General features: G+C 65.6%; 23 protein-coding genes and 1 tRNA gene. 18 read left to right on the top strand and 6 right to left on the bottom strand.

The window, feature by feature from the left end:
- Window positions 1–22 precede the first annotated feature (22 nt).
- Together AC1DN0_RS35795 and AC1DN0_RS35790 are read right to left on the bottom strand one after the other, a co-directional pair.
- Entirely contained in the window at window positions 23–838 is an 816-nt protein-coding gene (locus AC1DN0_RS35795; protein WP_441631252.1) for an alpha/beta fold hydrolase, read from the bottom strand.
- Between the two features lie 48 nt (window positions 839–886).
- The gene (locus AC1DN0_RS35790) at window positions 887–2521 is read right to left on the bottom strand and encodes a benzoate-CoA ligase family protein (protein ID WP_441631254.1); all 1635 of its coding nucleotides are present in this window, start codon (window positions 2519–2521) and stop codon (window positions 887–889) included.
- Between the two features lie 222 nt (window positions 2522–2743).
- On the opposite strand from AC1DN0_RS35790, the gene AC1DN0_RS35785 reads away from it, so the two are divergent.
- The 15 genes from AC1DN0_RS35785 to AC1DN0_RS35715 all read left to right on the top strand — a co-directional run bounded on the left by AC1DN0_RS35785 (window position 2744) and on the right by AC1DN0_RS35715 (window position 17394).
- Window positions 2744–3604, top strand: a complete 861-nt coding sequence (locus AC1DN0_RS35785) for a helix-turn-helix transcriptional regulator (protein WP_477146401.1) — start codon at window positions 2744–2746, stop codon at window positions 3602–3604.
- 18 nt (window positions 3605–3622) lie between these two features.
- Entirely contained in the window at window positions 3623–5305 is a 1683-nt protein-coding gene (gene boxC / locus AC1DN0_RS35780) for a 2,3-epoxybenzoyl-CoA dihydrolase (RefSeq protein ID WP_477111172.1), read from the top strand.
- Between the two features lie 78 nt (window positions 5306–5383).
- Complete coding sequence (gene boxB / locus AC1DN0_RS35775; protein WP_441631260.1) at window positions 5384–6808, top strand: benzoyl-CoA 2,3-epoxidase subunit BoxB; 1425 nt, start codon at window positions 5384–5386, stop codon at window positions 6806–6808.
- Window positions 6805–8031, top strand: a complete 1227-nt coding sequence (boxA, locus tag AC1DN0_RS35770; protein WP_477146404.1) for a benzoyl-CoA 2,3-epoxidase subunit BoxA — start codon at window positions 6805–6807, stop codon at window positions 8029–8031. Before boxB ends, boxA begins: the two co-directional genes overlap by 4 nt.
- Before the next feature lie 156 nt (window positions 8032–8187).
- Window positions 8188–8577, top strand: a complete 390-nt coding sequence (locus AC1DN0_RS35765; protein WP_035860093.1) for an MbcA/ParS/Xre antitoxin family protein — start codon at window positions 8188–8190, stop codon at window positions 8575–8577.
- The gene (locus tag AC1DN0_RS35760; protein WP_441631264.1) at window positions 8537–9289 is read left to right on the top strand and encodes an RES family NAD+ phosphorylase; all 753 of its coding nucleotides are present in this window, start codon (window positions 8537–8539) and stop codon (window positions 9287–9289) included. The genes AC1DN0_RS35765 and AC1DN0_RS35760 overlap by 41 nt, the downstream gene beginning before the upstream one ends.
- Before the next feature lie 123 nt (window positions 9290–9412).
- A tRNA-Met gene (locus AC1DN0_RS35755) sits at window positions 9413–9488 on the top strand.
- A gap of 196 nt (window positions 9489–9684) precedes the next feature.
- Window positions 9685–10269: an NUDIX hydrolase gene (locus tag AC1DN0_RS35750; protein WP_035860091.1), complete on the top strand. Its 585-nt coding sequence runs from the start codon at window positions 9685–9687 to the stop codon at window positions 10267–10269.
- Between the two features lie 28 nt (window positions 10270–10297).
- Complete coding sequence (gene aat, locus AC1DN0_RS35745) at window positions 10298–11044, top strand: leucyl/phenylalanyl-tRNA--protein transferase (protein ID WP_441631266.1); 747 nt, start codon at window positions 10298–10300, stop codon at window positions 11042–11044.
- 91 nt (window positions 11045–11135) lie between these two features.
- Window positions 11136–11960, top strand: a complete 825-nt coding sequence (locus tag AC1DN0_RS35740) for an arginyltransferase (RefSeq protein ID WP_441631268.1) — start codon at window positions 11136–11138, stop codon at window positions 11958–11960.
- A gap of 111 nt (window positions 11961–12071) precedes the next feature.
- Window positions 12072–13106 carry a quinone-dependent dihydroorotate dehydrogenase gene (locus AC1DN0_RS35735; RefSeq protein WP_477111170.1) on the top strand — a complete coding sequence of 345 codons (1035 nt, stop codon included), beginning with the start codon at window positions 12072–12074 and terminating at the stop codon, window positions 13104–13106.
- 95 nt (window positions 13107–13201) lie between these two features.
- Entirely contained in the window at window positions 13202–14260 is a 1059-nt protein-coding gene (locus tag AC1DN0_RS35730) for an aldo/keto reductase (RefSeq protein ID WP_441631272.1), read from the top strand.
- A gap of 320 nt (window positions 14261–14580) precedes the next feature.
- Entirely contained in the window at window positions 14581–15552 is a 972-nt protein-coding gene (locus tag AC1DN0_RS35725) for an ABC transporter substrate-binding protein (protein ID WP_477111169.1), read from the top strand.
- A 149-nt stretch (window positions 15553–15701) separates the two neighbouring features.
- Window positions 15702–16598: an ABC transporter permease gene (locus AC1DN0_RS35720; RefSeq protein WP_035860075.1), complete on the top strand. Its 897-nt coding sequence runs from the start codon at window positions 15702–15704 to the stop codon at window positions 16596–16598.
- 1 nt (window position 16599) lies between these two features.
- Window positions 16600–17394, top strand: coding sequence for an ABC transporter ATP-binding protein (locus AC1DN0_RS35715; RefSeq protein ID WP_035860073.1), 795 nt, complete (start codon window positions 16600–16602; stop codon window positions 17392–17394).
- 65 nt (window positions 17395–17459) lie between these two features.
- Here the strand turns inward: AC1DN0_RS35715 and AC1DN0_RS35710 are convergent, their stop codons facing one another.
- The 3 genes from AC1DN0_RS35710 to AC1DN0_RS35700 are packed head-to-tail and all read right to left on the bottom strand — an operon-like array spanning window position 17460 to window position 19911.
- Window positions 17460–17735 carry a hypothetical protein gene (locus AC1DN0_RS35710; RefSeq protein ID WP_441636302.1) on the bottom strand — a complete coding sequence of 92 codons (276 nt, stop codon included), beginning with the start codon at window positions 17733–17735 and terminating at the stop codon, window positions 17460–17462.
- Window positions 17735–19144, bottom strand: a complete 1410-nt coding sequence (locus AC1DN0_RS35705) for a LutB/LldF family L-lactate oxidation iron-sulfur protein (RefSeq protein WP_441636300.1) — start codon at window positions 19142–19144, stop codon at window positions 17735–17737. The genes AC1DN0_RS35710 and AC1DN0_RS35705 overlap by 1 nt, the downstream gene beginning before the upstream one ends.
- Window positions 19145–19185: 41 nt before the next feature.
- Window positions 19186–19911 (bottom strand): (Fe-S)-binding protein, encoded by a 726-nt coding sequence (locus AC1DN0_RS35700; protein WP_441636298.1) that lies wholly within the window; start codon window positions 19909–19911, stop codon window positions 19186–19188.
- A gap of 237 nt (window positions 19912–20148) precedes the next feature.
- On the opposite strand from AC1DN0_RS35700, the gene AC1DN0_RS35695 reads away from it, so the two are divergent.
- From AC1DN0_RS35695 to AC1DN0_RS35685, 3 genes are all read left to right on the top strand, one after another.
- The gene (locus AC1DN0_RS35695) at window positions 20149–20934 is read left to right on the top strand and encodes an IclR family transcriptional regulator (protein WP_006155981.1); all 786 of its coding nucleotides are present in this window, start codon (window positions 20149–20151) and stop codon (window positions 20932–20934) included.
- Between the two features lie 235 nt (window positions 20935–21169).
- Entirely contained in the window at window positions 21170–21916 is a 747-nt protein-coding gene (locus AC1DN0_RS35690) for a FadR/GntR family transcriptional regulator (RefSeq protein ID WP_441636295.1), read from the top strand.
- Between the two features lie 29 nt (window positions 21917–21945).
- Entirely contained in the window at window positions 21946–23358 is a 1413-nt protein-coding gene (locus AC1DN0_RS35685; protein WP_441636293.1) for an FAD-binding oxidoreductase, read from the top strand.
- A gap of 101 nt (window positions 23359–23459) precedes the next feature.
- Here AC1DN0_RS35685 and pbpG read toward each other — a convergent pair whose 3' ends face one another.
- A complete protein-coding gene (pbpG, locus tag AC1DN0_RS35680) occupies window positions 23460–24614 on the bottom strand; it encodes a D-alanyl-D-alanine endopeptidase (protein ID WP_477146403.1) in 1155 nt (384 codons plus the stop codon).
- Between the last annotated feature and the right edge of the window lie 25 nt (window positions 24615–24639).

Raw genomic sequence — 24639 nt, 5'->3', positions numbered from 1 at the left:
CTAACGTGCAGGGGGCGCGAAATTATTTTAGGTATGAAGTATGCGCCGTTATAAACCGGACCGCCGCATCCGTCAACGGCCCTGGCTGGTCGCGGTGCGGCGAGTGGCCGCATCGCGGGAGTTTAAGCAGGACGGTTTGTGGCGCATATCGATGGATACCCTCAATCTGTGCCATGGTGCCGTATTCGTCGTCTTCGCCTTGCACGGCGAGCACAGGGCAACGCAATTGCGGCAGCAAGGGCCGCAGATCGAAGGCGCGGAAGGCGGGATCGAGCCAGATGTCGTTCCAGCCCCAGAAGGCCGAATCCACGTCGGCATGATGGCGTGCCAGCTTGCTGCGCAGATCGGTCTGCAGGTAGGTTTCGCGGGTGGCCCGGATGCTGTTCACCGACACGTCCTCGACCATGATGTGAGGCGCCAGCACGGTGATCCCGTCGACTGCCTGCGGGAAGCTGCCGGCGTAGATCAGGGCGATCGAGCCGCCGTCGCTGTGACCGAACAGCCAGGGCATGCCGCGGCTGCGGCCGGGCCCGATCTGAAGTGCATCAAACAGCGCCGGCAAGGCCTCGCTCGCTTGCCGGTGCATGAAGTCGACGCCCCACTTTTCCTCCGCGGGACGCGGCGTGGAGCGGCCATAGCCATAGCGCGACAGCACCAGCCCGCGAAAATCGCCGGCCTCGCACAGGGCGGCCGGATAGTCGCGCCACATGCTGATTGAACCCAGCCCTTCATGCAGGAAGACCACCAGCGGGCGCTCCTGCCGGTCCGGGCGCAGCCACTGCACTTCCACCTGGATACGGCGGCCGTCGAAAGGAATTTCCACCAACTCGCTTTGCATGCTTTTGCCTTTGCCTATGTCTTTGTTTCTTGCCTTGGACTTTGATTCTCAGCCCCCGGCCTGCGCAGCTTCCTCGCGCTGGCGCAGGCGGAAACGCTGGATCTTGCCGGTGGCCGTCTTCGGCAACTCGGCCACGCATTCGATCTGGCGCGGATATTTGTAGGGAGCCAGCCGCGACTTGACAAAGACCTGCAACTCCGCCGCCATGTCCTCATGCCACGAGTGGCCGGGGCGCATCACCACGAAGCCCTTGGGCTTGACCAGCCCGTCGGCATCGGTCACGCCGATCACCGCGGCCTCCAGCACGGCCGGGTGCTGCGCCAGCACCGCCTCCACCTCGAATGGCGAGACATAGATGCCGCCCACCTTGAGCATGTCGTCGCTGCGCCCGGCGTAGATGAAATAGCCGTCCGCATCCTGCAGGTATTTATCGCCACTGCGGGTCCATTCGCCAACGAAGGTGTCGCGGCTCTTGTCGCGGTTCCCCCAGTACATCAGCGCGGCGCTCGGCCCCTTGATAAAGAGGTCGCCGATCTCGCCCGGCGCGCACGGCTGACCCGCTTCGTCGAGCAGCTTCAGCGCATAACCGGGCACCGGCTTGCCGGTGGTGCCGTAGCGCACGTCGCCGGGACGGTTCGAGAGAAAGATGTGCAGCATCTCCGTGGAGCCGATCCCATCAAGGATGTCGCAACCAAAATGCGCCTGGAAACGATCGCCCATATCCTTGGGCAGCGCTTCTCCCGCCGAGGTGCAAAGCCGCAGTGCGACGTCCGCCCGCGCGGGCAGGTCGCTTGCGGCCAGCATGCCTGCGTAAAGCGTCGGCACGCCGCAGAAAACCGTGGGCCGGTGCTCGCGCAGGCGCCGGAAAACAGCCTGCGGCGTGGGGCGCTCGGCCATCAGCACCGTGGTGGCGCCAACAGCGAGCGGGAACGTCAGCGCGTTGCCTAGGCCATAGGCAAAGAACAGCTTCGCCGCGGAAAAAACCACATCGTCTTCACGCAGGCCGAGCACCTGGCGCGCATAGAGATCGGCGGTATGAAACAGGTTGCCATGCGTATGCACGGTGCCCTTCGGCCGCCCCGTGGAGCCGGACGAATAGAGCCAGAATGCAATGTCGTCCGGTCGCGTTGCGGCAGCGCCTTCCAGCGGCGCGCCCTGCCCTGCCATCCCGGCCACGCTGGGCGCCGGGCCGGCGGATGCGTCATCGGGGCCGGCCAGCATCAGCGCGGGATCCGTGCCGGCCTTGCCGATAGCCTCGCGCATCGTGGCGGCCAGCGGCGCCGACACCACTACCGCGCGCGCGCCGCTGTGCTCCAGCATATAAGCGTAGTCGTCGACCGTCAGCAGGGTATTCACGGCCACGGGTACCACGCCAGCCAGCAGGCACCCGAGGAAGACCGTGGGGAAATCGATGGTGTCGAGGGCACACAGCAGCAAGCGCTCCTCCGGGCGCACACCGGACGCCAGCAGCGCGGCGGCAAAACACCGGCTGCGCCGGTCGAGCGCGGCAAAGGTGAGCGTGCCGGCATCGTCCACATAGGCGAGCTTGCCGGCGCGGGCGGCGGTGAGGTTGCGCGTCAGCAGGTCCGCGGCCGCGTTGTACCGTGCCGGCAGCACTGCGACGGCAGCCGGCGGCAAACCCGCGCCGGCCACCGGGGACGGGGATGCAACAGGGGGCGTCATGTCTCCACTCCTCGATGCCGTCCCCCGGTCAAGCTTGGTCATGGGGAAACGGAGTCAGGTATTTGTTGTGTCTTCTGTTCTTTCTTTTGTTGATGCATTTTATTGCATATCAACTATTATGCAAGCAGAGTAATGCACTATATGACACGAGCGTACTGTCCCTTATAATCGCAACCCCGATCCGGATGCCTCCCGGATCTCATTGACACGTAAAAGCCGTCCATGCGCCGCGATCCAGATCCCCTGCTGGCCCCAGACTCCTCCGACTCCCGCCCTGCCGGCGAGCGCGATCCCTACCTGACGCAACTCGGGGAGCGCATTCGCTCGCTGCGCGCTGCGCGCGGCATGTCGCGCAAGGACCTGGCTCGCGGCGCGGAGGTTTCCGAGCGCTATCTCGCCAACCTGGAAACCGGTACCGGCAATGCTTCCGTGCTGCTGCTGCGGCAGGTCGCGCGCGCGCTCGACGTGCCCCTGCCGGTGGTGCTGGCGGAGATGGAAACGCAGCATGCCCCCGGCGGCCAGCCGGCCTCCGAATTCTCGCAACTGGTGCAATGGCTGGCGCAACTGCCCGCCGGTGACCTGGCGCGCGTGCGCGAAGCCTGCCATTACGCGCTGGCGCCGTCGGCGTCCCATGACCTGCGTCATCGCCGCATCACCTTGATCGGGCTGCGCGGCGCGGGCAAGTCCACCCTCGGGCGGGCGCTGGCGGCGGCAATGGAAGTACCCTTTGTCGAACTGAACGGCGTCATCGAGCAGGAAGCCGGCGCCAGCCTGGCAGAGATTCACTCGCTGTACGGACAGGCGGCCTACCGCCGCTACGAGATGCGCGCACTCGAACGCGTGCTGCGCGAGCACGATCGCATGGTGCTTGCCACGCCTGGCAGCCTGGTCTCGGAGCCCTCCACCTTCAACCTGCTGCTGGCGCGCTGCTACGCGGTCTGGGTAAAGACTTCGCCCGAGGAGCATATGGCGCGCGTGGTGGCGCAAGGTGACATGCGCCCGATGGAAGGCAACCGGGAGGCCATGGACGATTTGCGCCGCATCCTGCAGGCGCGCACCCCGCTCTACTCGCAGACAATATAGTGCATAAAGGAGACAACAATGTCCGCCCCGGCCGTCCCTGCCACCACCGCGCATCCCCCCATCACTTTCGAACGCGACCCCGCGACATATCGCCACTGGAAATTGGCGTTCGACGGCCCGGTCGCCACGCTGTCCATGGATGTCGACGAGGACGGCGGCCTGCGGCCCGGCTATGCGCTCAAGCTGAACTCCTACGACCTCGGCGTGGATATCGAACTGCACGATGCCCTGCAGCGCATCCGCTTCGAGCATCCCGAGGTGCGTACCGTGGTGCTCACCAGCGCCAAGGAACGCATCTTCTGCTCTGGCGCCAACATCTTCATGCTCGGCAAGTCGTCCCATGCCTGGAAGGTGAACTTCTGCAAGTTCACCAACGAAACCCGCAACGGCATCGAGGACGCCAGCCGCTACTCAGGCCTGAAATTCATCGCGGCCTGCAACGGCACCACCGCCGGCGGCGGCTATGAGCTTGCCCTGGCCTGCGACGAAATCGTGCTGGTCGATGACCGCTCATCGGCCGTCAGCCTGCCCGAAGTGCCGCTGCTCGGCGTGCTGCCGGGCACCGGCGGCCTTACGCGCGTCACCGACAAGCGCCGCGTGCGGCGCGACCATGCCGACATCTTCTGCACCACCACCGAGGGCGTGCGCGGACAGAGGGCACTCGAGTGGAAGCTGGTCGATGCCGTGGTGAAAGCGGCGCGGTTTGCCGAACACGTACAACAGCGCGCGCTTGCGCTTGCCGCCGACAGCGACCGCCCCGCGGACCAGCCGGGCGTACGGCTCACGCCGCTGTCGCGCAGCCACGATGCGCACGGCTACCGCTATGACACCGTCCAGGTACACCTGGACCCGGCTGCGCGCAAGGCAACGCTAGCGGTATTCGGCCCCCGCAAACAGCAGCCGCAGACGCTAGCCCAGATCCTCGCCGCTGGCGCCGACTGGTGGCCGCTGAAGATGGCGCGCGAGCTCGACGACGCCATCCTCACGCTGCGCGCCAATCATCTCGACATCGGCATCTGGATTCTCAAGACCGAAGGCGACCCGCATCAGGTCCTGGCCACCGATGCCCTGCTGGAAGCGCATGCCGGCCACTGGTTCGTGCGCGAGACCATCGGCATGCTGCGGCGCACGCTGGCGCGCCTGGAAGTTTCCTCCCGCACGCTGTTCGCGCTGATCGAACCGGACTCGTGCTTTGCTGGCACCTTGCTGGAACTGGCGCTGGCTGCCGACCGCAGCTATATGCTGCACCTGCCCGACGCGCCGGACGACGCGCCGCGCTTGTTCGCCTGCGCTGCCAACTTCGGCCGCTACCCGATGGTCAACGGACTGACGCGGCTGGCCGCGCGCTTCTACCAGGATGAGGCCGCGATCCAGGCCGTGCAGGACCATGCCGGCGCGCCGCTAGACGCCATCAGCGCCGCCTCGCTGGCGCTGGTCACCGCCACGCCCGACGACATCGACTGGGAAGACGAGATCCGCATCGCCATCGAAGAGCGCGCAAGCCTGTCGCCGGACGCGCTGACCGGGCTCGAAGCGAACCTGCGCTTCGGGCCGGCGGAAACCATGGAGACCCGCATCTTCGGCCGCCTCACCGCCTGGCAAAACTGGATCTTCAACCGGCCCAATGCCATTGGCGAACACGGCGCGCTCAAAGTCTTCGGCTCCGGCAACAAGGCCCGCTTCGACTGGGACCGCGTCTGAACCGGCACTCGCAAGTGCAACACGCGACAAGACAAAAGAAGATAAATAGAAGACAAAAAGAAAACCAGGAGACATCCCGTGAGCATCGACTACAGCCAGAAGATCCCCAACAACGTCAACCTGTCGGATGACCGCGCGCTCCAGCGCGCGCTGGAGCACTGGCAACCTGCCTTCCTCGACTGGTGGCGCGACATGGGGCCAGAGGGCTCGCACCAGCACGATGTCTACCTGCGCACCGCGGTCTCGGTCGATCCTTCCGGCTGGGCGCACTTTGATCACGTCAAGATGCCCGACTACCGTTGGGGCATCTTCCTCCAGCCCGCCGATCCCGCGCGCCGCATCCATTTCGGCGAGCACAAAGGCGAGGCGGCCTGGCAGGAGGTGCCGGGCGAGCACCGTGCCAACCTGCGCCGCATCATCGTCACCCAGGGCGACACCGAGCCAGCCTCGGTCGAGCAGCAGCGCCATCTTGGCATGACCTGCCCCTCCCTGTATGACTTGCGCAACCTGTTCCAGGTCAATGTGGAGGAAGGCCGCCACTTGTGGGCCATGGTCTACCTGCTGCACCGCCACTTCGGCCGCGACGGGCGGGAAGAAGCCGAAGCGCTGCTCGGGCGCCGCTCCGGCGACGAGGACAACCCCCGTATCCTCGGCGCCTTCAACGAGCGCACGCCCGACTGGCTGGCCTTTTTCATGTTCACTTACTTCACCGACCGCGATGGCAAGTTCCAGCTCTGCGCGCTGGCCGAATCCAGTTTCGATCCGCTGGCGCGCACCACGCGCTTCATGCTGACCGAGGAAGCCCACCATATGTTCGTGGGCGAATCCGGCGTCTCACGCGTGATCCAGCGCACCTGCGAAGTGATGCGCGAACGCGATATCCGGGATCCGGCCGAGGTCCGCGCGGCGGGCGTGATCGACCTCGAAACCATCCAGCGCTATCTCAACTTCCATTACAGCGTGACGATCGACCTGTTCGGCGCGGACCAGTCGTCCAACGCCGCCACCTTCTACAGCGCCGGGCTCAAGGGCCGCTTCGAGGAAGGCAAGCGCAACGACGACCACGTGCTCAAGGGCGACGTGTACCGCATCCTCGATATCCAGGACGGCCGCCTGGGCGAGCGCGAGGTACCCATGCTCAACGCGCTCAACGAGGTGCTGCGCGACGACTACATCAAGGATTCCATCGGCGGCGTGGCGCGCTGGAACAAGGTGATTGAAAAGCACGGCATCGACTTCCGCATGACGGTGCCGCACAAGGCGTTCAACCGCAAGATCGGCAGCTTTGCCAACGTGCATGTCTCGCCCGCGGGCGAATTGCTTACCGAAGGCCAATGGCAGGCGAGTGAACGTGAATGGCTGGCAACGGAAGAAGACCGCGCCTTCGTTGCCTCGCTGATGGGCCGCGTGACCGAACCCGGCAAGTACGCCAACTGGATCGCGCCGCCGATGGTCGGCGTCAACCGCCAGCCCATGGACTTTGAGTACGTGCGCTTCAACTGACGCAACGACGGCAGCACCTGATCGACCCCGAGATCTGCATTCGCTGCAATACCTGCGAAGACACCTGCCCGATCGACGCGATTACCCACGACGACCGCAACTATGTGGTCAAGGCCGACGTATGCAATGGTTGCGGCGCCTGCCTGTCGCCGTGCCCTACCGGTGCCATCGACAACTGGCGCACCATACTGAAAAGCGAGGCCTATCCGATCGCGGCGCAGTTGCTCTGGGATGAACTGCCTGGCCACACGCCGCTGCCGGCAACCGGCGAGGCAGAGAGCCAGCCCGATCCGGCCGCGCCGGAAAGTGCGCAGGAACCGCAGGCGCAACAGGTGGAAACCAGCGGGCATACCTCGCCCAAGGCGCCTTGGTCGGCCGCGCATCCCTACGTCAACCTGCACGGCGTGCGTGCTCCCGCCACGGCCGCTGTCGCCGGCAACTACCGCCTGACCGCCGACGACGCGTCGAGCGACGTCCACCACATCGTGCTGGATTTCGGGCAGCACTTCTTCCCGGTACTGGAAGGCCAGGCTATCGGCATCGTGCCGCCCGGCACCGACGCGGCGGGCAAGCCGCACTATATCCGCATGTACTCGATCGCCAGCCCGCGCGATGGTGAGCGGCCGGGCTACAACAACATCGCGCTGACGGTAAAGCGGGTCGAGCAGGACCACGAGGGGCGGCCGGTTCGCGGCGTGGCATCCAACTTCCTGTGCGACCTCGCGCGCGGCGACGAGGTGCGCGTGGTCGGCCCGTTCGGCAGCACCTTCCTGATGCCGAACCACCGCGAAGCCAGCGTGATGATGATCTGCACCGGCACAGGCTCGGCACCGATGCGCGCCATGACCGAACGCATGCGGCGCAACCTTGACCATTTCGCCGGGCAGCGCATGCTGTTCTTCGGCGCGCGCAATGCGCGGGAACTGCCCTACTTCGGCCCTCTGATGAAACTGCCGCCGAGTTTCCTGGATATCCACTTTGCTTTCTCGCGCGACTCCGGCCAGCCACGCCGCTATGTGCAGGACGCTATCCGGGATGCCGGCGCGCGCGTGGCCGGCCTGTTGAACGACCCGCACGGCCATGTCTATATCTGCGGTCTCAAAGGCATGGAAGACGGCGTGCTCGCCGCGTTCGGGGATGCGTGCGCGGATGCGGGACTTCCCTGGGCCGAACTGGAGGCGCGCATGAAAGCGGAGGGACGGCTCCACATCGAGACTTATTAGGCCTGTCAGGCCAATGCAATCTGGCCAGCCACATATCGTATTGCCGGAGAACTTGCCGCCGCCGAAGCCACCAAACCCTACAGATGCGGCGTCGTTTACTACTTCCCTTACGAAACGAACCGCCTATAATGTTTCTGAAGAAACAGGAGCGAGGCGATGCAACCAAGGCAAGTCCCCGAGCATCTTCCTGCCGGCAGTCCGGATCCCGGCACCACACTCACCAAGGCAGTGATGCGTGCCGCCGGCTTTCTCGGCATCAGCCAGGCAGGCGTGGCCAACGTGCTGGGCATCAGCACAGCCTCCGTTTCCCGAATGGCATCCGGCGGCTATGTGCTCGATGCGCACCGCAAGGAATGGGAATTCGGCGTGCTGTTCGTGCGCCTGTTCCGCTCGCTCGACGCCATCCTCGGACACAGCGACCAGGCCCGTCTCTGGCTTGCCAATGAAAACCTGGCGTTGGGCGGCAAACCGCTCGACCTGATCCGCACAACCGAGGGCCTGGTACGTGTCGTTCACTATCTGGATGCCACCCGCGGTCGCGTCTGAGCGCAAGGCCTTTGCGCTCACGCTCTGGCGCGCGGTGGAGGCCCAGCACGTAGTCTCGACCATGCCGCTGGTCGACAGCCTGGAAGAACAGGCCGTGCTCGAAGCCGTGCTCGACGCCGGCAAGCCCGCCGTGCCCGCCGACGCTCGCCATCTCCATTACCTGCTGTTCACGCCGTTCCGCTACCCCCCGTCGCCGTGGGGCTCGCGCTTTCGCGCCGAACAGGATCCAGGCGTGTTCTACGGCGCCGACGATATCCGCACCGCCTGCGCCGAGCTTGGCTACTGGCGCTGGCGCTTCCTGCTCGACAGTCCGGCGCTGCCGCGCATCGATGCGCGCCCGCACACGTTGTTTCAGGTCAGCGTTCGCACCGACGGCATCGCGCTCGACGCCCCGCCCTTCGTGCAAGATGCGGCGCAGTGGACCGATCCCGTCCGCTACGATGCGTGCCAGGCGTTGGCCCGGGTGGCGCGCGAGGCGGGCCTGGGCATGATCCGCTACACCTCGGTACGCGACCCGGAACACGGCCCCTGTGCCGCGCTGCTGACGCCGCGCGCCTTCGCCGAACCCAACCCCCGCGTGACCACCACCTGGATGCTGACGGTACGTCCCGACCGTGTCATCTGGCAGCGAGACGACCTGCTGCAGCGAGACAGTTTTCAGTTCCCGGCCAGCGCCTGGCAGCGCAGCCCGGACGGCACGGACAAGGACTGAATGACGGTGCGCCATCGCGCTGGCATGCGTTGCAGGGGCATGGTCTTGCGCCTTTTCCCATTGTTACGCAATTAGCTGTTGCGCAACAAAAGGAATTGCCTTACAATCTTTTTCTTCGACGGACGCGGGGTGGAGCAGTTGGCAGCTCGTCGGGCTCATAACCCGAAGGTCGCAGGTTCAAGTCCTGCCCCCGCAACCAAAGCCACACAGACCCACGCGACCGGCTGTCGGACGCAGAACAAATCAACGCCCCTCCGGGCGTTTTTTGTTTTTTGCGCGACGAATTCTCTACATGGCCGCCACCCCGTTCGCGGACCTTTCCCAAACTAGCATCGCACCCCCGGCAGCCCGCATCGGCGGTGATACACTTTCGCCATTCCTCCCGGACGCCTCTCATGAAATTCTGCTCGAACTGCGGCCATGCGGTCGTGCTGCGCATCCCAGAAGGCGACTCGCGCCTGCGTTCAGTGTGCGACAACTGCAGCACCATCCACTACGTCAATCCGCGCAATGTAGTCGGCACCATTCCCGTGTGGGAGGACAAGGTCCTGCTGTGCAAGCGCGCCATCGAGCCGCGCTACGGCTTCTGGACGCTGCCCGCCGGCTTCATGGAGATCGGCGAGACCACCGCGCAGGGCGCCGCCCGCGAGACGCTCGAGGAAGCCGGTGCACGGGTAAAGATCGGGGAGCTGTTCTCCATCCTGAATGTGCCGCATGTGCATCAGGTGCATATGTTCTACCTGGCCACGCTGGAGGATCTCGATATCTCCGCGGGAGAGGAGAGCCTGGAGGTGAAGCTGGTCGAGGAAGCCGACGTGCCCTGGGACGAACTGGCCTTCCCCACCGTGATCCATTCGCTGCGCTGCTTCTTCGCTGACCGCGCGGCGGGACGGCTGACGGACGGCACCTTCCGCCTGCACAGCCTGGATATCGACAAGCCGATGCGCCCGCTGACCAGCCGGGCCACGGTCGAACCCTGAACACGGGCGCGTTGCCCGCCACTCCCGCATGATCACCTGGCTGGATCCGCATGATCCGTTCCCGCCGGTCGAGCGTGCGCTCGGCCCCGGGTCGGACGCGCCCGGCCTGCTGGCGGCCAGCCGCGAGTTGTCGGCCCAGCGCCTGCTGCTGGCTTACCGGCAAGGCATCTTCCCCTGGTATGCCGAAGGCCAGCCGGTGCTGTGGTGGAGCACCGATCCGCGCATGGTGCTGGCGCCACAGGCGCTGCGGGTTTCCGCCACCTTCCGCAAGACCCTCAAGCGCGTGCTGCGCGACCCCGACTGGGAAATCCGCGTCGACGACGACTTTATCGCCGTGATGCAGGCTTGCGCGCTGACCCCGCGGGAGGGCCAGCATGGCACATGGATCACCGAAGACATCATTGCCGCTTATGGTGCGCTGCACCGTAACGGCCTGGCGCATTGCGTGGAGAGCTGGTACCGCGGCGAGCGCGCGGGCGGGCTGTATGGCGTGGCGCTCGGGCGCATGTTCTATGGCGAATCGATGTTCGCGCGGCGCACGGACGCTTCCAAGATTGCCCTGGCCGCGCTGTGCGCGTTCCTCGGCAACCACGACGTGGCGATGATAGACTGCCAGCAGGAAACCGATCATCTGGCTTCGCTCGGGGCGAGTCCGATTCCGCGTGCTGAGTTCGCGGCCCATATCCGCATCGCCACCCGCCAGCCGGATATCAACCCGTGGCGCTTCGACAAGACGGTGCTGCAGAGATGGACCCGGATTCAGGATCGGGCATAGGGCCCGCCCCTCCGGCCACACTGCGCAGCGTCCGGTCACGGCGCCATCGGCTTACCTGCGTTGCTGTTTCATCCCTGGCCGTTGCAGACACATGAGCAAGCTAAAGGAACTCCCCCTTTCCGCGCTGCAGTTCTACGCTACGGCGCCCTACGCTTGCAGCTACCTCGATGGCCGCATGGCGCGCTCGCAGGTGGCCACGCCCGCCCACCTGATCAATGCCGACGTCTACTCGCGGCTGGTCCGCGCCGGGTTCCGGCGCAGCGGCATCTTTACCTACCGCCCCTATTGCGATGAATGCCGCGCCTGCACGCCATGCCGCGTGGTGGTGGACCAGTTTCGCCCCGACCGCAGCCAGCGCCGGGCCTGGCGGCAGCACGAGAGCCTGCAGGCCCTGGTGGCGCCGCTGACTTATGTCGAAGAGCATTATTCGCTCTATCTCCTGTACCAGTCGATGCGCCATGCCGGTGGGGGCATGGACCAGGACAGCCGGGACCAGTATGAGCAGTTCCTGCTGCAAAGCCGGGTCAACTCGCGCCTGGTCGAATTCCGCGAACCGCCGGGCTCGCCGGAGGCCGGCCGCCTGCGCATGGTCAGCATGATCGACGTGCTCGACGACGGGCTGTCCTCGGTCTATACCTTCTACGACCCGCTGGAAGTCAAAGCCAGCTATGGCACCTACAACATCCTGTGGCAGATCCAGCAGGCCCGCGAACTCGGCCTGCCGCACCTGTACCTGGGCTACTGGATCGCCGATAGCCGCAAGATGGCCTATAAGGCGCGCTACCAGCCGCTGCAGGTGCTGACCGCCAACCAGTGGCGCCCCTTCGATTCGCCACAGGAAGCGGTCGCGGTTGCCTCTCCCACTGCCATCCCGATCGTTCCGCCGCAGCCCGGCGAGGAAGCGCCGGAGACTTGATGGCCGGTATCCGGGGGGGCAGCTGGAGCCGGGTCGCGCCTGCGCGGCAGTACCGCTTCCGGCCCAACCGCTACAATGCCGTCCTGGTCCCGACTTCCAAGCTGATTCCCTGTGCTGAACGCGCTCTATCCCCTGTTTCGCCCCGCCCTGTTTTCGATGGATGCGGAGGACGCCCACCATTTCACCCTCAACAACCTGCTGCGCGCCAAGCGTCTGGGGCTGGCGGGCTGCATCGGCAACACCATCGCCGATGACCCGCGCACGGTGATGGGCGTGCGGTTTCCCAATCCGGTGGGCCTGGCCGCCGGGCTCGACAAGGATGGCGCCTATATCGACGGGCTGGCGGCGTTCGGCTTCGGCTTTATCGAAGTGGGTACCGTGACGCCGCGCGCGCAAGCGGGCAACCCCCGCCCGCGCATGTTCCGCCTGCCGCAGGCCGATGCGCTGATCAACCGCATGGGCTTCAACAATGGCGGTGTGGATGCGTTTATCGCCAACGTCAAGGCGTCGCGCTGGAAGGCCGAGGGCGGCGTACTGGGCCTGAACATCGGCAAGAACGCCGATACGCCGATCGAGCGCGCGGTGGATGACTATCTGCACTGCCTGGAACGGGTCTACCCGCACGCCAGCTACGTCACCGTCAATATCTCGTCGCCCAACACCAAGAACCTGCGCCAGTTGCAGGGCGCGAGTGAACTCGACAGCCTGCTCTCGACGCTCAAGGACGCGCAGCAGCGCCTGGCCGACCAGCACAAGCGCTACGTGCCGCTCGCGCTCAAGATCGCGCCCGACCTCGACGCCGACCAGATCCGCAATATCGGCGATGCGCTGGTGCGCCACCGCATCGATGGCGTGATTGCCACCAACACCACCATCGCGCGCGACGCGGTCAAGGGGCTGCCGCACGGCGAGGAAGCCGGCGGCCTGTCGGGCCGGCCGGTGTTCGAGTCGTCCACGCGCGTCGTCAAGGGCCTGCGCGAGGTGGTTGGGGATGCGGTGCCCATCGTGGGCGTGGGCGGTATCTTCAGCGGCGCCGACGCGCAAGCCAAGATTGCGGCCGGCGCGCAACTGGTACAGGTGTACAGCGGGTTGATCTACCGCGGACCGGTGCTGGTCAAGGAATGTGCCGCCGCCCTGCGCGCCTGAGGCGCGCTTCGATTGGGGTTGCCAGGGTGCTGGCAGCCGGTGATACCACAGCCGCCCTCCCCATACCGGGCGTCAACGCCTAACAAGGATAGCCAATGGAAACCATTCGTCTGGGCCGCAGCGACCTGCAGGTCTCGCGCATCTGCCTCGGCACCATGACCTTCGGCGAGCAGAACACCGAAGCCGAAGGCCATAGCCAGCTCGACTACGCCGTGTCGCGCGGCATCAACTTTATCGACACCGCCGAGATGTACCCGGTCAAGCCGCGCGCCGAAACGTATGGCAGCACCGAGCGCATCGTCGGCAGCTGGCTCAAGCGCCAGCAGCGCGACCGTATCGTGCTGGCGACCAAAGTCGCCGGCCCGGCGCGCATGCCGTGGATCCGCAACGGCAGCGACCTGACGCCGGACAGCATCCGCGCGGCGGTGGACGCCTCGCTGGCGCGCCTGCAAACCGATTACATCGACCTGTACCAGATCCACTGGCCGGCTCGCAACGCGCCCATCTTCGGGCAGAAGCAGTTCAATCCGGAAAACGAGCGCGAGTGCGCCTCGGTCCAGGCGCAGCTTGAAGCCATGGGCGAACTGGTACGCGCGGGCAAGATCCGCTACGTCGGCGTGTCCAACGAAACGCCGTGGGGCGTGGCCGAATTCGTCAAGCAGGCAGAGCTGCACGGCCTGCCGCGCATCGCCACGGTCCAGAACCCATACAACCTGCTCAACCGCAGCTACGAGCAGGGCCTGGACGAGGCCTGCTTCCGTACCGACGTCAGCCTGCTGGTCTATAGCCCGCTGGCCTTTGGGCAGCTCACCGGGAAATACCTGGGCGGCGATCTCGCGCATCCCGTGTTCGACACGCAGGCCAAAGGGCGGCTCACGCGCTTCCCGCCCGACTGGAGCCCGCGCTACCTGCGCCAGGAAAGCCTGGCCGCCGCCGCCCGCTATGTGGCGCTGGCGCGCGAGCACGGCATCTCGCCGGCGACGCTGGCGCTGGCCTGGGCCTACTCGCGCTGGTTCGCGGCGAGCACGATCGTCGGGGCCACTTCGGTGGAGCAACTGCGCGAGAACATCGACGCCTGGCAGGTGCCCCTGCCCGAAGCGGCAACCGCAGCCATCGCCCACATCCACGCCGAGATTCACAACCCCGCCCAGTAGACTTCCCGCGTTCCGCGCACCGATGCCGGCGCGCCAACCGGAGCCGCCCTCAGCGCGCTCCGGTCCTGCCGTTTTCCCCTAGTGCCGCACTAGAACAGGGCAAAACAGGGCAAATCGCGTCTCGAAAATGGTATCCTCGCAGGCTTATCGCCGTCGTATCCGCTGCGCCCCAGCGACCGCCTGCCTGCCGCCTGGTGTGTCGTTCCCGCAACGGACCGGCCGGCCGGCGCCACGCGCCACCGGGCAGGACTGCGGACCAAACCCATCGAAAACCAAGAGCGGCTGATTACCCAGAACCCACTCCGGGGGAGATCCATACCATGAAGTGTCTCAAGACATCGACCAAGACCATCCTGGGCAGCGCCGTGGCCCTCGCGCTGCTGTATGGCGGCGCCGTGCAGGCCCAGACCGTCAAGGTGCTGTCGATCGTCGACCATCCCGCGCTGGACGCCATCCGTGATGGCGTGCGCGACGAACTGAAGAGCGCTGGCTACGATGCCGACAAGAACCTGAAGTGGGAATACCAGAGCGCACAGGGCAATACCGGCACCGCCGCGCAGATCGCGCGCAAGTTCGTCGGCGACCAGCCCAATGTGATCGTCGCCATCGCCACGCCGTCGGCACAGGCCGTGGTGGCCGCCACCAAGTCGGTGCCGGTGGTGTACTCCGGCGTGACCGACCCGGTTGCCGCCCAGCTGGTCAAGGGCTGGGGCGCATCGGGCACCAATGTGACCGGCGTGTCGGACAAGCTGCCGCTGGACCGCCAGGTTGCCCTGATCAAGCGCGTGGTGCCCAAGGCCAAGACGGTTGGCATGGTCTACAACCCCGGTGAAGCCAACTCGGTGGTGGTGGTCAAGGAACTGAAGGCGATGCTGGCCAAGGAAGGCCTGACGCTGAAGGAAGCCGCCGCGCCGCGCACGGTCGACATCGGCGCCGCCGCCAAGAGCCTGATCGGCAAGGTCGATGTGATCTACACCAACACCGACAACAACGTGGTGTCGGCGTACGAAGCCCTGGTCAAGGTCGCCAACGAGTCGAAGATCCCGCTGGTGGCTGCCGATACCGACAGCGTCAAGCGTGGCGCCATTGCCGCGCTGGGCATCAACTACGGCGACCTCGGCCATCAGACCGGCAAGGTGGTGGTGCGTATCCTGAAGGGCGAGAAGCCCGGCGCGATCGCTTCGGAAACCAGCGACAAGCTGGAGCTGTTCGTGAACACCGGCGCGGCCGAGAAGCAAGGCGTGACGCTGTCGCCCGAACTGGTCAAGGAAGCGAAGACCGTCATCAAGTAATCACGGCACGCTGACCCTGCGCGTTCGCGCGCAGGTGGCTCTATCCGGGCCCGCCCCCGGAACGCCCGTACCGCGTCGCCCGACCCGGGCAGCGCGCCAGGCGTTCCTGATCCGGCCTCCCGTGCCGGAAATAGCAACTGGATTTCCCCATGTCCCTCTTTTCCCTTCTGGGCGCCCTGGAGATCGGCCTGATCTTCAGCCTCGTCGCCCTGGGGGTGCTGATCTCCTTCCGCATCCTCAATTTTCCCGATCTGACCGTCGACGGCAGCTTCCCGCTGGGCGGCGCCGTGGCGGCCACGCTGATCGCTTCCGGCCAGGATCCCTTCATCGCCACAGGGCTGGCGATCGTGGCGGGCGCCTTTGCCGGCTTCATCACCGGCTGGCTCAATGTACGCCTCAAGATCATGGACCTGCTCGCCAGTATCCTGATGATGATCGCGCTGTACTCGGTCAACCTGCGCATCATGGGCAAGCCCAACGTGCCGCTGATCACCGAGTCCACCATTTTCACCATCCTGCAACCTGACTGGCTGCCGGACTACATGCTGCGCCCGGCCTTGCTGCTGATCGTGGTGGTGGTGGCCAAGCTCGGCCTGGACTGGTTCTTCTCCTCGCAGCTCGGCCTGGCCATGCGCGCCACCGGCGCCAACCCGCGCATGGCGCGGTCCCAGGGCATCGCCACCGGCCGCGCCACGCTGGCCGGCATGGCGCTGTCCAATGGCCTGGTGGCACTCGCGGGCGCGCTGTTCGCGCAGACCCAGGGCGGTTCCGACATCTCCATGGGCATCGGCACCATCGTGATCGGCCTGGCCGCGGTGATCATCGGCGAGAGCATCCTGCCGGCGCGCCGGCTGGTGTACACCACGCTGGCCGTGGTGCTGGGCGCCATCCTCTACCGCTTCTTCATCGCGCTGGCGCTCAACAGCGAGTTCATCGGCCTCAAGGCGCAAGACCTGAACCTGGTCACGGCGGTACTGGTGACCGGCGCCCTGGTGTTGCCGGGAACCCGCAAGAAGCTGTTCGGCCGCAAGAACGGAGGTGCCTGAGATGCTGCGCGCACAAGACCTGAAACTCACCTTCAATCCCGGCACCCCGATCGAGACGCGCGCGCTGCGCGGCCTCAGCCTGGATATCCCGACCGGCCAGTTCGTTGCCGTGATCGGTTCCAATGGCGCGGGCAAGTCGACCTTCCTCAACGCCATCAGCGGCGACCAGATGGTCGATTCGGGCCGCATCACCATCGATGATATCGATGTCACGCGCAAGCCGGCCTGGGACCGTGCCCCGCTGGTGGCACGCGTGTTCCAGGACCCGATGGCGGGCACCTGCGAAGCGCTGACCATCGAGGAGAACATGGCGCTGGCCATGGCGCGCGGCAGCCGGCGCGGCTTCCGCGCGGCGCTGAACAAGCCCTCGCGCGAGCTGTTCCGCGACAAGCTGCGCCTGCTCAACCTGGGCCTGGAAAATCGCCTGACGGACCGTATCGGCCTGCTCTCGGGCGGCCAGCGCCAGGCCGTGAGCCTGCTGATGGCTTCGCTCCAGCCCTCGCGCATCCTGCTGCTGGACGAGCACACCGCCGCGCTCGACCCGAAGACGGCGGCCTTCGTGCTGGAGCTGACCGCCAAGATCGTGGAGGAAGCCAAGCTCACCACCATGATGGTCACGCACAGCATGCGCCAGGCGCTGGACTACGGGCAGCGCACGGTGATGCTGCACCAGGGCCAGGTCGTACTGGACGTGTCGGGCGATCAGCGCGCCGGACTGGACGTGCCGGATCTGCTGCGCATGTTCGAGCAGACACGGCATGAGCAACTGGATGACGATGCGTTGCTGCTAGGCTAAGCCCCGGCCAAAATGCGGAAGGCCCCCGTCTCGGCGGGGGCCTTCCGCATTTTGGCCGGCCACGTTCAGGCCGTGGCCGCCTTGTCCAGCCAGCGCTTGAGCTGGTCGGTCACCGCCGAACTCGAAAACGAGCAGCTGTCCTGCGCGAACACTGCCGACATCTCCAGCCGGCGCAGCAACTCTTCCATCGCCTGCTCGAACATCGGCGGCAATACCAGCGCGGGCGCTGCCTCGCGCCAGTTGCGCACCAGGCCATCGGCGGCGAGCTGGCCGCCGATATGTTGTTCAAGCGCTGCGCGCATGGCCGCCAGCGCCGGCGCGTTGTCAGTGGTCGTGGCCATCAACGGGCCCTCCTTTCCTTGTAGAGTTCGCGGAAGGTCCGTCCGCTCGGTGCGGGCAGGTCGCGGGTCTCCGTCCAGCCCCGGCCTGCCATCGGCAGCCTGGCGATCAGCTTGCTGCTGCCGCCCATGCGCGAGAGCAGGCGCGCGCCAATGCGGGTGGCGAAGGCATAGAGCGCCGGACGGCGCGCCACGTAGCCCCACACCTGCAGCCCGAGCCGCTCCTGCCAGGGGCGCAGGCCGCGTTCCATCTGTTTCTCCCGCAGCTTGCGCAACAGGTCCGATAACGGGATGGAAGCCGGGCACACGCGGTTGCATTCGCCGCACAGCGTGGCTGCCTGTGGCAGATCCAGCGCGTTGGCCAGGCCCGTATAGCTCGGCGTCAGCACGCTGCCCATCGGGCCAGGATAAACCCAGCCATAGGCATGGCCACCGATCTTCTGGTACACCGGGCAGTGGTTCATGCAGGCGCCGCAGCGGATGCAGCGCAGCATGTCCTGGAAGTCGCCCCCGATCAGGCCACTGCGCCCGCCGTCGACCAGCACGAAATACATATGCTCCGGGCCATCGCGCTCGCCCTCGGCACGCGGGCCGGTCAGCAGCGAGAAATAATTGGAGATCGCCTGCCCGGTAGCCGAGCGCGGCAGCAGCCGCATCACGGTGGCCAGGTCTTCCAGCGTCGGCAGTACTTTCTCTATGCCGGTCACGGCTACGTGCACTCGTGGCATCACCGTGCACATGCCCTCGTTGCCTTCGTTGGTCACCACCGCCACCGATCCGGTTTCGGCAATGATGAAGTTGCCGCCGGTCACGCCCATGTCGGCCGACAGGAATTCCGGCCGCAGCACTTCGCGCGCCTCGCGCGTCATCTCGGGGATATCGGTCAGGCGCGGCTTGTGGTGCACCCTGGCAAACAGGTCGGCGATCTCTTCCTTGTCCTTGTGCACCACCGGGGCGATGATGTGCGACGGCGGCTCCGCGTCGTTGATCTGCAGGATGTACTCACCGAGGTCGGTCTCGATGCTCTGCACGCCCATCTCGCCAAGCACCTGGTTCAGGCGCATTTCCTCGGTCACCATCGATTTGCTCTTGATGACCTTCTTGACGCCATGCTTCTGCGCGATCTCCGCCACCAGCCGCGCGGCATCCGCGGTGGTTTCGGCAAACAGCACGGTGGCGCCGCGGCGCGTGGCGTTTTCCTCGAAAGTGGCCAGCCAGACATCGAGGTTCTGCAACGCGCGGTCACGTCGCTCCTTGAGCGCCTCGCGCGTGGCATCGAAATCGATGTCGCGAATGGCATCGGCGCGCGCCGTCACGAACTTGGTGGAAAGCTTCTTGAGGTTCTGCTGCAGGCGCTGGTCAGCCAGTTTCTGGCCCGCGCGCGCCTTGAATTCCATGCTGCGAACTTGCATAGCGGGGATCTCGCCAAGGTTTGTTTTTCGTCCGCCCGGGCTCAGGCGTCGCCGGCGAGCACTTGCGCGATGTGCAGCACCTGGGTACGTGTGTCGCCGGTCCGGCGCAGGCGCCCTTCGATATTGAGCATGCAGCCAAGGTCGCCCAGCACCACGGCATCAGCGCCGCTGGCCTTGATGTTGGCGCACTTCTCGTCGACGATGGCTGTCGAGATATTGCCGTACTTGACCGAGAAGGTGCCGCCGAATCCGCAGCAGGCCTCGCAGTCCTTCATTTCGCTCAACTGTACGCCGGGCAATTGCGCCAGCAAGGCGCGCGGCTGGCTCTTGACGCCGAGTTCGCGCAGGCCGGAGCAGGAGTCATGGTAGGTAATGCGGCCGGCGAACCTGGAATCGAATTCGCCCAGCTTGGCCACGTTGGCCAGGAAGTCGGTCAGCTCGAACACGCGCGAGCGCAAGCCCTCATAGCGGCCATTCAGTTCGGGATCGTCGCCCAGCAGGTCGGCGTAGTGATGCAGCACCATGCCGCCACATGAGCCCGACGGGATCACCACATAGTCGAACATCTCGAACTCGCGCAGGAATTTCTCCGCCAGATCGCGCGCCCCGACGCGTTCGCCCGAGTTGTAGGCAGGTTGGCCGCAACAGGTCTGCGCCTCGGGCACCATCACTTCGTAACCCGCCTTCTCCAGCAGCTTGAGCACCGAGAAACCGATTTCCGGACGCATGAGGTCCACCAGGCAGGTGGCGAACAGACCGACTCGCATTGTTTCCCTTTTCCAGACCCCGAAACCCCGCAATTATGCGCTCTTGCGCACCGTGCGGCATACAAAAGCGTTCATGGCGCGGGGGAATTCACTGCATTTTTGCATGCCTTTCCCGGCACATCCGCCATCGGCAGAATCTGAAGTTTCTTTCGGTAATGTCATTTCACCTATTGAAATTTTCACAATGCGAGATAGAATCAGGCAACCGCTTAATTTGCCGCACGGCAACATTTCCCCATGGCAGAAGCAGACAAGGCACCAGGAAAGACATCCATCCAGGTCATCGAGCGCATGATGACCTTGCTGGATGCGCTAGCCCAGCATGCTGATCCGGTCAGCCTGAAAGAACTGTCGTTGACCACCGGCCTGCACCCCTCCACGGCGCACCGCATCCTCAACGATATGGTGGCCTGCCGTTTCGTCGACCGCTCCGATCCCGGCAGCTATCGGCTTGGCATGCGGTTGCTGGAACTGGGCAACCTGGTCAAGGCCCGCCTGTCGGTACGCGACGCGGCACTGGCGCCGATGCGCGCACTGCATCGCGTGACGGGCCAGACCGTCAACCTGTCTGTGCGCCAGGGCGATGAGATCGTCTACATCGAGCGCGCGTACAGCGAACGCTCCGGCATGCAGGTGGTGCGCGCCATTGGCGGACGCGCGCCGCTGCACCTGACCTCCGTGGGCAAGCTGTTCCTGGCGGCCGACGAAGTCGCGCGGGTGCGCAACTATGCCACCCGCACCGGGCTGGCCGGCCATACGCGCACCTCGATCACGGACCTGATCAAGCTGGAACGCGAACTCAACTGGGTCCGCACGAACGGCTACGCGCGCGACAACGAGGAACTGGAACTCGGCGTGCGCTGCATTGCAGCCGGCATCTACGACGATTCGCGCCGGCTGGTTGCCGGGCTCTCGCTATCGGCCCCGGCCGACCGCCTGCAGGACAGCTGGCTGCAGAACCTGAAGGAAACCGCGCTGCAGATCTCGCGCGGCATGGGCTACGCGACCGACGTGGCCGCCTGAGCCCCTCGGGGGTGAGGGATAGGCGGGACACCCTTCCCGCCCGGTCCCGGCACCGCCTTCACCCCGCTATCCTGCTTTTCCGCTGACGCCTGCCGCTGGGTTGCCGCTTGGCTGTTATTGATCCTCAATCGCCGGCGGCGCGCTTAACCCCATTTCCCCATTCATGCATCGATCCGCAACGGCAAGGGTTTACACTTAGTTTTCAGATAACCTGAATAACGATATCCTGCCGGGCATGCGTACCAAAGCCATCACCCTCACCGAACAGGTGACCCAGCAACTGCGCGCCGAGATCGCCAACGGCACGTACCCCGTTGGCGCCCGCCTGCCGACCGGCAAGCAGCTTGCCGGGCACTACGGCGTGAGCCCGGCCGTCATTCGCGAGGTGACCGAACACCTGCGCTCCCAGGGCCTGATCGAAAGCCGTCAGGGCGTGGGCAGCACGGTGCGCTCCCGCGTGGGCAATGCCGGTTTCCAGTTGCCGCGGGAGATGGACATCGATCGCGACGAACTGGCGAGCATCTACGAACTGCGGCTCGACCTCGAGAGCGCTGCCGCCGCGCTGGCCGCGCAACGACGCACCGCGCAGGATGTCGCTGAGATGCAATCGCTGCTGGAGCGGCTGGCGGCGCAACTGCATGATCCTCACCGCAGCGTGGAGGCGGACACCGCCTTCCACGTGGCAATCGCCACCGCCACGCACAACAAGTACTACCTGCAACTGCTCCAATACCTGAACCTGCAATTGCACCAGGCCGTGCATGTGGCACGGCTGAATACGCGCCAGCAGGATGGCCTGTCCGAACAAGTCCACCAAGAGCACCTGGCCATCTTCCACGCAATCCGTGCCGGCGACCCGGAACTGGCGCGCGCCGCTGCCGTGTCCCATCTGCAGGGCGCGGCGGCGCGCCTGGGCCTGCGGCCGCACGCGCGCGCCGAGTCCCCCGCAGCCCGGCAGGAACCATCCCATTCAGCGGCCTGAGCCGCATCGTCTCTCCAGATAGAACCACCATGCAAAATACAGCCTTCCTGCCCCGCCTGATCGAAACACTGGGCCCCGACGTGGTTGCCACCGAGCCCGACCAGGTCGCGCCCTGGCTCGCCGACTGGCGCGGCCTTTACCGTGGCAATGCGCAAGCCGTGGTACGGCCGCGCTCGGTGGATGAGGTGGCCCGCTGCCTGGCGCTGTGCCAGCAGGCCGCGGTGCCGGTGGTGCCGCGCGGCGGCAATACCGGCCTGTGCGGCGGCGCCGCTCCTGACAGCAGTCCGGTCAACGTGGTGCTGAGCATGGACCGCATGAACGCGATCCGTTCGATCGATACCATCGCCAACACGATGGTCGCGGAAGCGGGCTGCATCCTGGGTAACCTGCGGCGCGCCGCCCAAGAAGCGCATCGCCTGCTACCGCTCAGCCTGGCGGCCGAGGACTCCTGCCAGATCGGCGGCAACCTTGCTACCAATGCTGGCGGTGTCAATGTGGTGCGCTATGGCATGGCGCGTGAACTGGTGCTGGGCGTCGAGGCCGTGCTGCCCAACGGCGAGATCTTTCACGGGCTGCGCGCCTTGCGCAAGGACAACACCGGCTACGATCTCAAACAATTGCTGATCGGCTCCGAGGGCACGCTCGGCGTGATCACCGCCGCGGCGCTGCGCCTGTTTCCGCGCACCGATGCGCGCTCGGTGGTGCTGGCCGCGGTGGCGTCGCCCCTGCAGGCGCTGGAGCTTTTCGAACTGCTGTTCGCCCAGTGTGGCGCGCGCCTGCAAGCCTTTGAGTTCTTTACCGGCGATTGCGTCGACCTGGTGCTCAGACATGCGGAAGGCGTACAGGAGCCGTTCGCCCAGCGCCATCCCGCCTATGTGCTGGTGGAGCTGGCCGACACCACGGACGAAGAGGCCCTCAACACCCTGCTCGAACGCGTGATCGGGGAAGCGCTGGAGCGCGAGTTGTGCCTGGATGCCGCGGTCTCCGCTTCGCTGGCGCAATTGCAGAGCCTGTGGAAGCTTCGCGAGGAAATCTCCGAGGCGCAGCGCGCCGACGGGCCGCACCTGAAGCACGATGTCTCACTGCCGATCGAGCAGATCCCCGCCTTCATGGCATCGATGGAGAAGCGCCTCAAGGCCGTCAGCCCCAGCATCCGCCCCTTCATCTTCGGGCACTTCGGCGACGGCAACCTGCACTACAACCTGTCGCGTCCGGCAGGCGCGGAGCGCGACTGGACCGCTCAGCACGGCAAGGCACTGACCGCCGAGGTGCTGGACGAGGTCGCGCGCTACGGCGGCAGCATCAGCGCCGAGCATGGCATCGGCCAGCTCAAGCGCGATGATTTCCTGCGCCTCAAGGACCCGCTCGAACTTCGCCTGATGCGGGGCATCAAGCAATTGCTGGATCCGGCCGGCATCATGAACCCTGGCAAGCTGCTGTAGGCACCGGGCGCGCCGCGGCGCCCAACGAAAAAAACGCGCCGGGGACGGCGCGTTTTTCATGACCTCAGGTCCGTGGGTGCCGGGTCATTGCGGCTCCGCCATCAGATGCCGCGTGGCTGCTGGGCGGTAAGGATAGCCTGGGGGGAACCTGGCCCCTGCGTCAGGTTAGGGGAGGACGGAAAAGGGCGGGCGGGACCCGTTTGCACGTGTTCCAGCCAGTCCTTGACGCGGTTGGCATCCGCAAAGCGCGACAGCTTGCCAACCGAATCCAGGAACACCATCACCACATTGCGGCCGTTCACCTTCGCCTGCATCACCAGGCACTGGCCAGCCTCGGAGATAAAGCCGGTCTTCTGCAGGCCGATATCCCAGTTGCCGCCGCGCACCAGGCGGTTGGTGCTGACGTAGTGCTGGGTACGCCCGAGCACGTTGACCTCATACTCGGTCTGCGTGGAGTACTCGCGGATGGTGGGATTGCGGTACGCCGCGTTGACCATGCGCACGAGGTCCATCGCGCTCGAGACATTGCTGCTCGACAAGCCGTTCGAATCGACGAAGTGGCTGTCGTTCATGCCGAGTTCGCGTGCCTTGCGGTTCATGGCCTGCACAAATGCCGGCAGGCCGCCCGGATAGCTGCGGCCCAGCACCGACGCCGCCCGATTCTCCGAGGACATCAGGGCCAGCAGCAGCGCCTCCTGGCGGCTCAGCTGCGCACCGAATCGCAGGCGCGAGCTGCTGTGCTTTTCATTGTCGCGGTCGTCCTCTGTGATGGTGAGAACCTCATCCATCGGCTGACGCGCGTCCATCACCACCAGGGCGGTCATCAGCTTGGTGATCGAGGCGATCGGCAGCACCGCGGCGGCGTTCTTCTGGAACAGCACTTCGTTGGAGTTCTGGTCCATCACCAGCGCCACGCTGGAGCGCAGCGCGAGCGCATCCTCCGTGTCACGCAGCCCGAGCGCCTCGCCCAGCGAGGGTTTCGCCGGGATAAAGGCCGCGCGCACCGGCGCAGCCTGGCGCTGCGTCACGACCTGACGCTTGCCGTTTTTCAGTACCACGACCTTGCGCGTAGTGACGTGCTCAGTCTTGCCGCTGCTGGCGACTTGCTTGGTTTTTGCGGATTTAGAGGAGGTACTTGCCGACTTTTTCTCGGACTTAACGACTTTTGCCGACTTTTTGCTGGTTTTTGCGGTGTCCGTCGATTTCGTCGCGGCATCGACCGCGGGAGCGGCCAGCATGGAAACGGTCAGCAGCACAGAGGCGGCGACCGATGTAAGAGGC

The organism is Cupriavidus sp. 05N39 (genome assembly GCF_056397325.1).
This window is presented reverse-complemented; position numbering and strand designations above follow the sequence as displayed.

Bases quoted from the DNA above. Each gene is read 5' to 3' on its own strand.
- AC1DN0_RS35730 (WP_441631272.1), top strand. From the start codon at position 13,202: ATGGAAACCATTCGTCTGGGCCGCAGCGACCTGCAGGTCTCGCGCATC.
- AC1DN0_RS35695 (WP_006155981.1), top strand. From the start codon at position 20,149: ATGGCAGAAGCAGACAAGGCACCAGGAAAGACATCCATCCAGGTCATC.
- AC1DN0_RS35700 (WP_441636298.1), bottom strand. From the start codon at position 19,911: ATGCGAGTCGGTCTGTTCGCCACCTGCCTGGTGGACCTCATGCGTCCG.
- AC1DN0_RS35790 (WP_441631254.1), bottom strand. From the start codon at position 2,521: ATGACGCCCCCTGTTGCATCCCCGTCCCCGGTGGCCGGCGCGGGTTTG.
- AC1DN0_RS35685 (WP_441636293.1), top strand. From the start codon at position 21,946: ATGCAAAATACAGCCTTCCTGCCCCGCCTGATCGAAACACTGGGCCCC.
- AC1DN0_RS35715 (WP_035860073.1), top strand. From the start codon at position 16,600: ATGCTGCGCGCACAAGACCTGAAACTCACCTTCAATCCCGGCACCCCG.
- AC1DN0_RS35795 (WP_441631252.1), bottom strand. From the start codon at position 838: ATGCAAAGCGAGTTGGTGGAAATTCCTTTCGACGGCCGCCGTATCCAG.
- AC1DN0_RS35705 (WP_441636300.1), bottom strand. From the start codon at position 19,144: ATGCAAGTTCGCAGCATGGAATTCAAGGCGCGCGCGGGCCAGAAACTG.
- AC1DN0_RS35750 (WP_035860091.1), top strand. From the start codon at position 9,685: ATGAAATTCTGCTCGAACTGCGGCCATGCGGTCGTGCTGCGCATCCCA.
- AC1DN0_RS35690 (WP_441636295.1), top strand. From the start codon at position 21,170: ATGCGTACCAAAGCCATCACCCTCACCGAACAGGTGACCCAGCAACTG.
- AC1DN0_RS35720 (WP_035860075.1), top strand. From the start codon at position 15,702: ATGTCCCTCTTTTCCCTTCTGGGCGCCCTGGAGATCGGCCTGATCTTC.
- AC1DN0_RS35710 (WP_441636302.1), bottom strand. From the start codon at position 17,735: ATGGCCACGACCACTGACAACGCGCCGGCGCTGGCGGCCATGCGCGCA.
- AC1DN0_RS35785 (WP_477146401.1), top strand. From the start codon at position 2,744: ATGCGCCGCGATCCAGATCCCCTGCTGGCCCCAGACTCCTCCGACTCC.
- AC1DN0_RS35725 (WP_477111169.1), top strand. From the start codon at position 14,581: ATGAAGTGTCTCAAGACATCGACCAAGACCATCCTGGGCAGCGCCGTG.
- boxC (WP_477111172.1), top strand. From the start codon at position 3,623: ATGTCCGCCCCGGCCGTCCCTGCCACCACCGCGCATCCCCCCATCACT.
- AC1DN0_RS35765 (WP_035860093.1), top strand. From the start codon at position 8,188: ATGCAACCAAGGCAAGTCCCCGAGCATCTTCCTGCCGGCAGTCCGGAT.
- AC1DN0_RS35740 (WP_441631268.1), top strand. From the start codon at position 11,136: ATGAGCAAGCTAAAGGAACTCCCCCTTTCCGCGCTGCAGTTCTACGCT.
- aat (WP_441631266.1), top strand. From the start codon at position 10,298: ATGATCACCTGGCTGGATCCGCATGATCCGTTCCCGCCGGTCGAGCGT.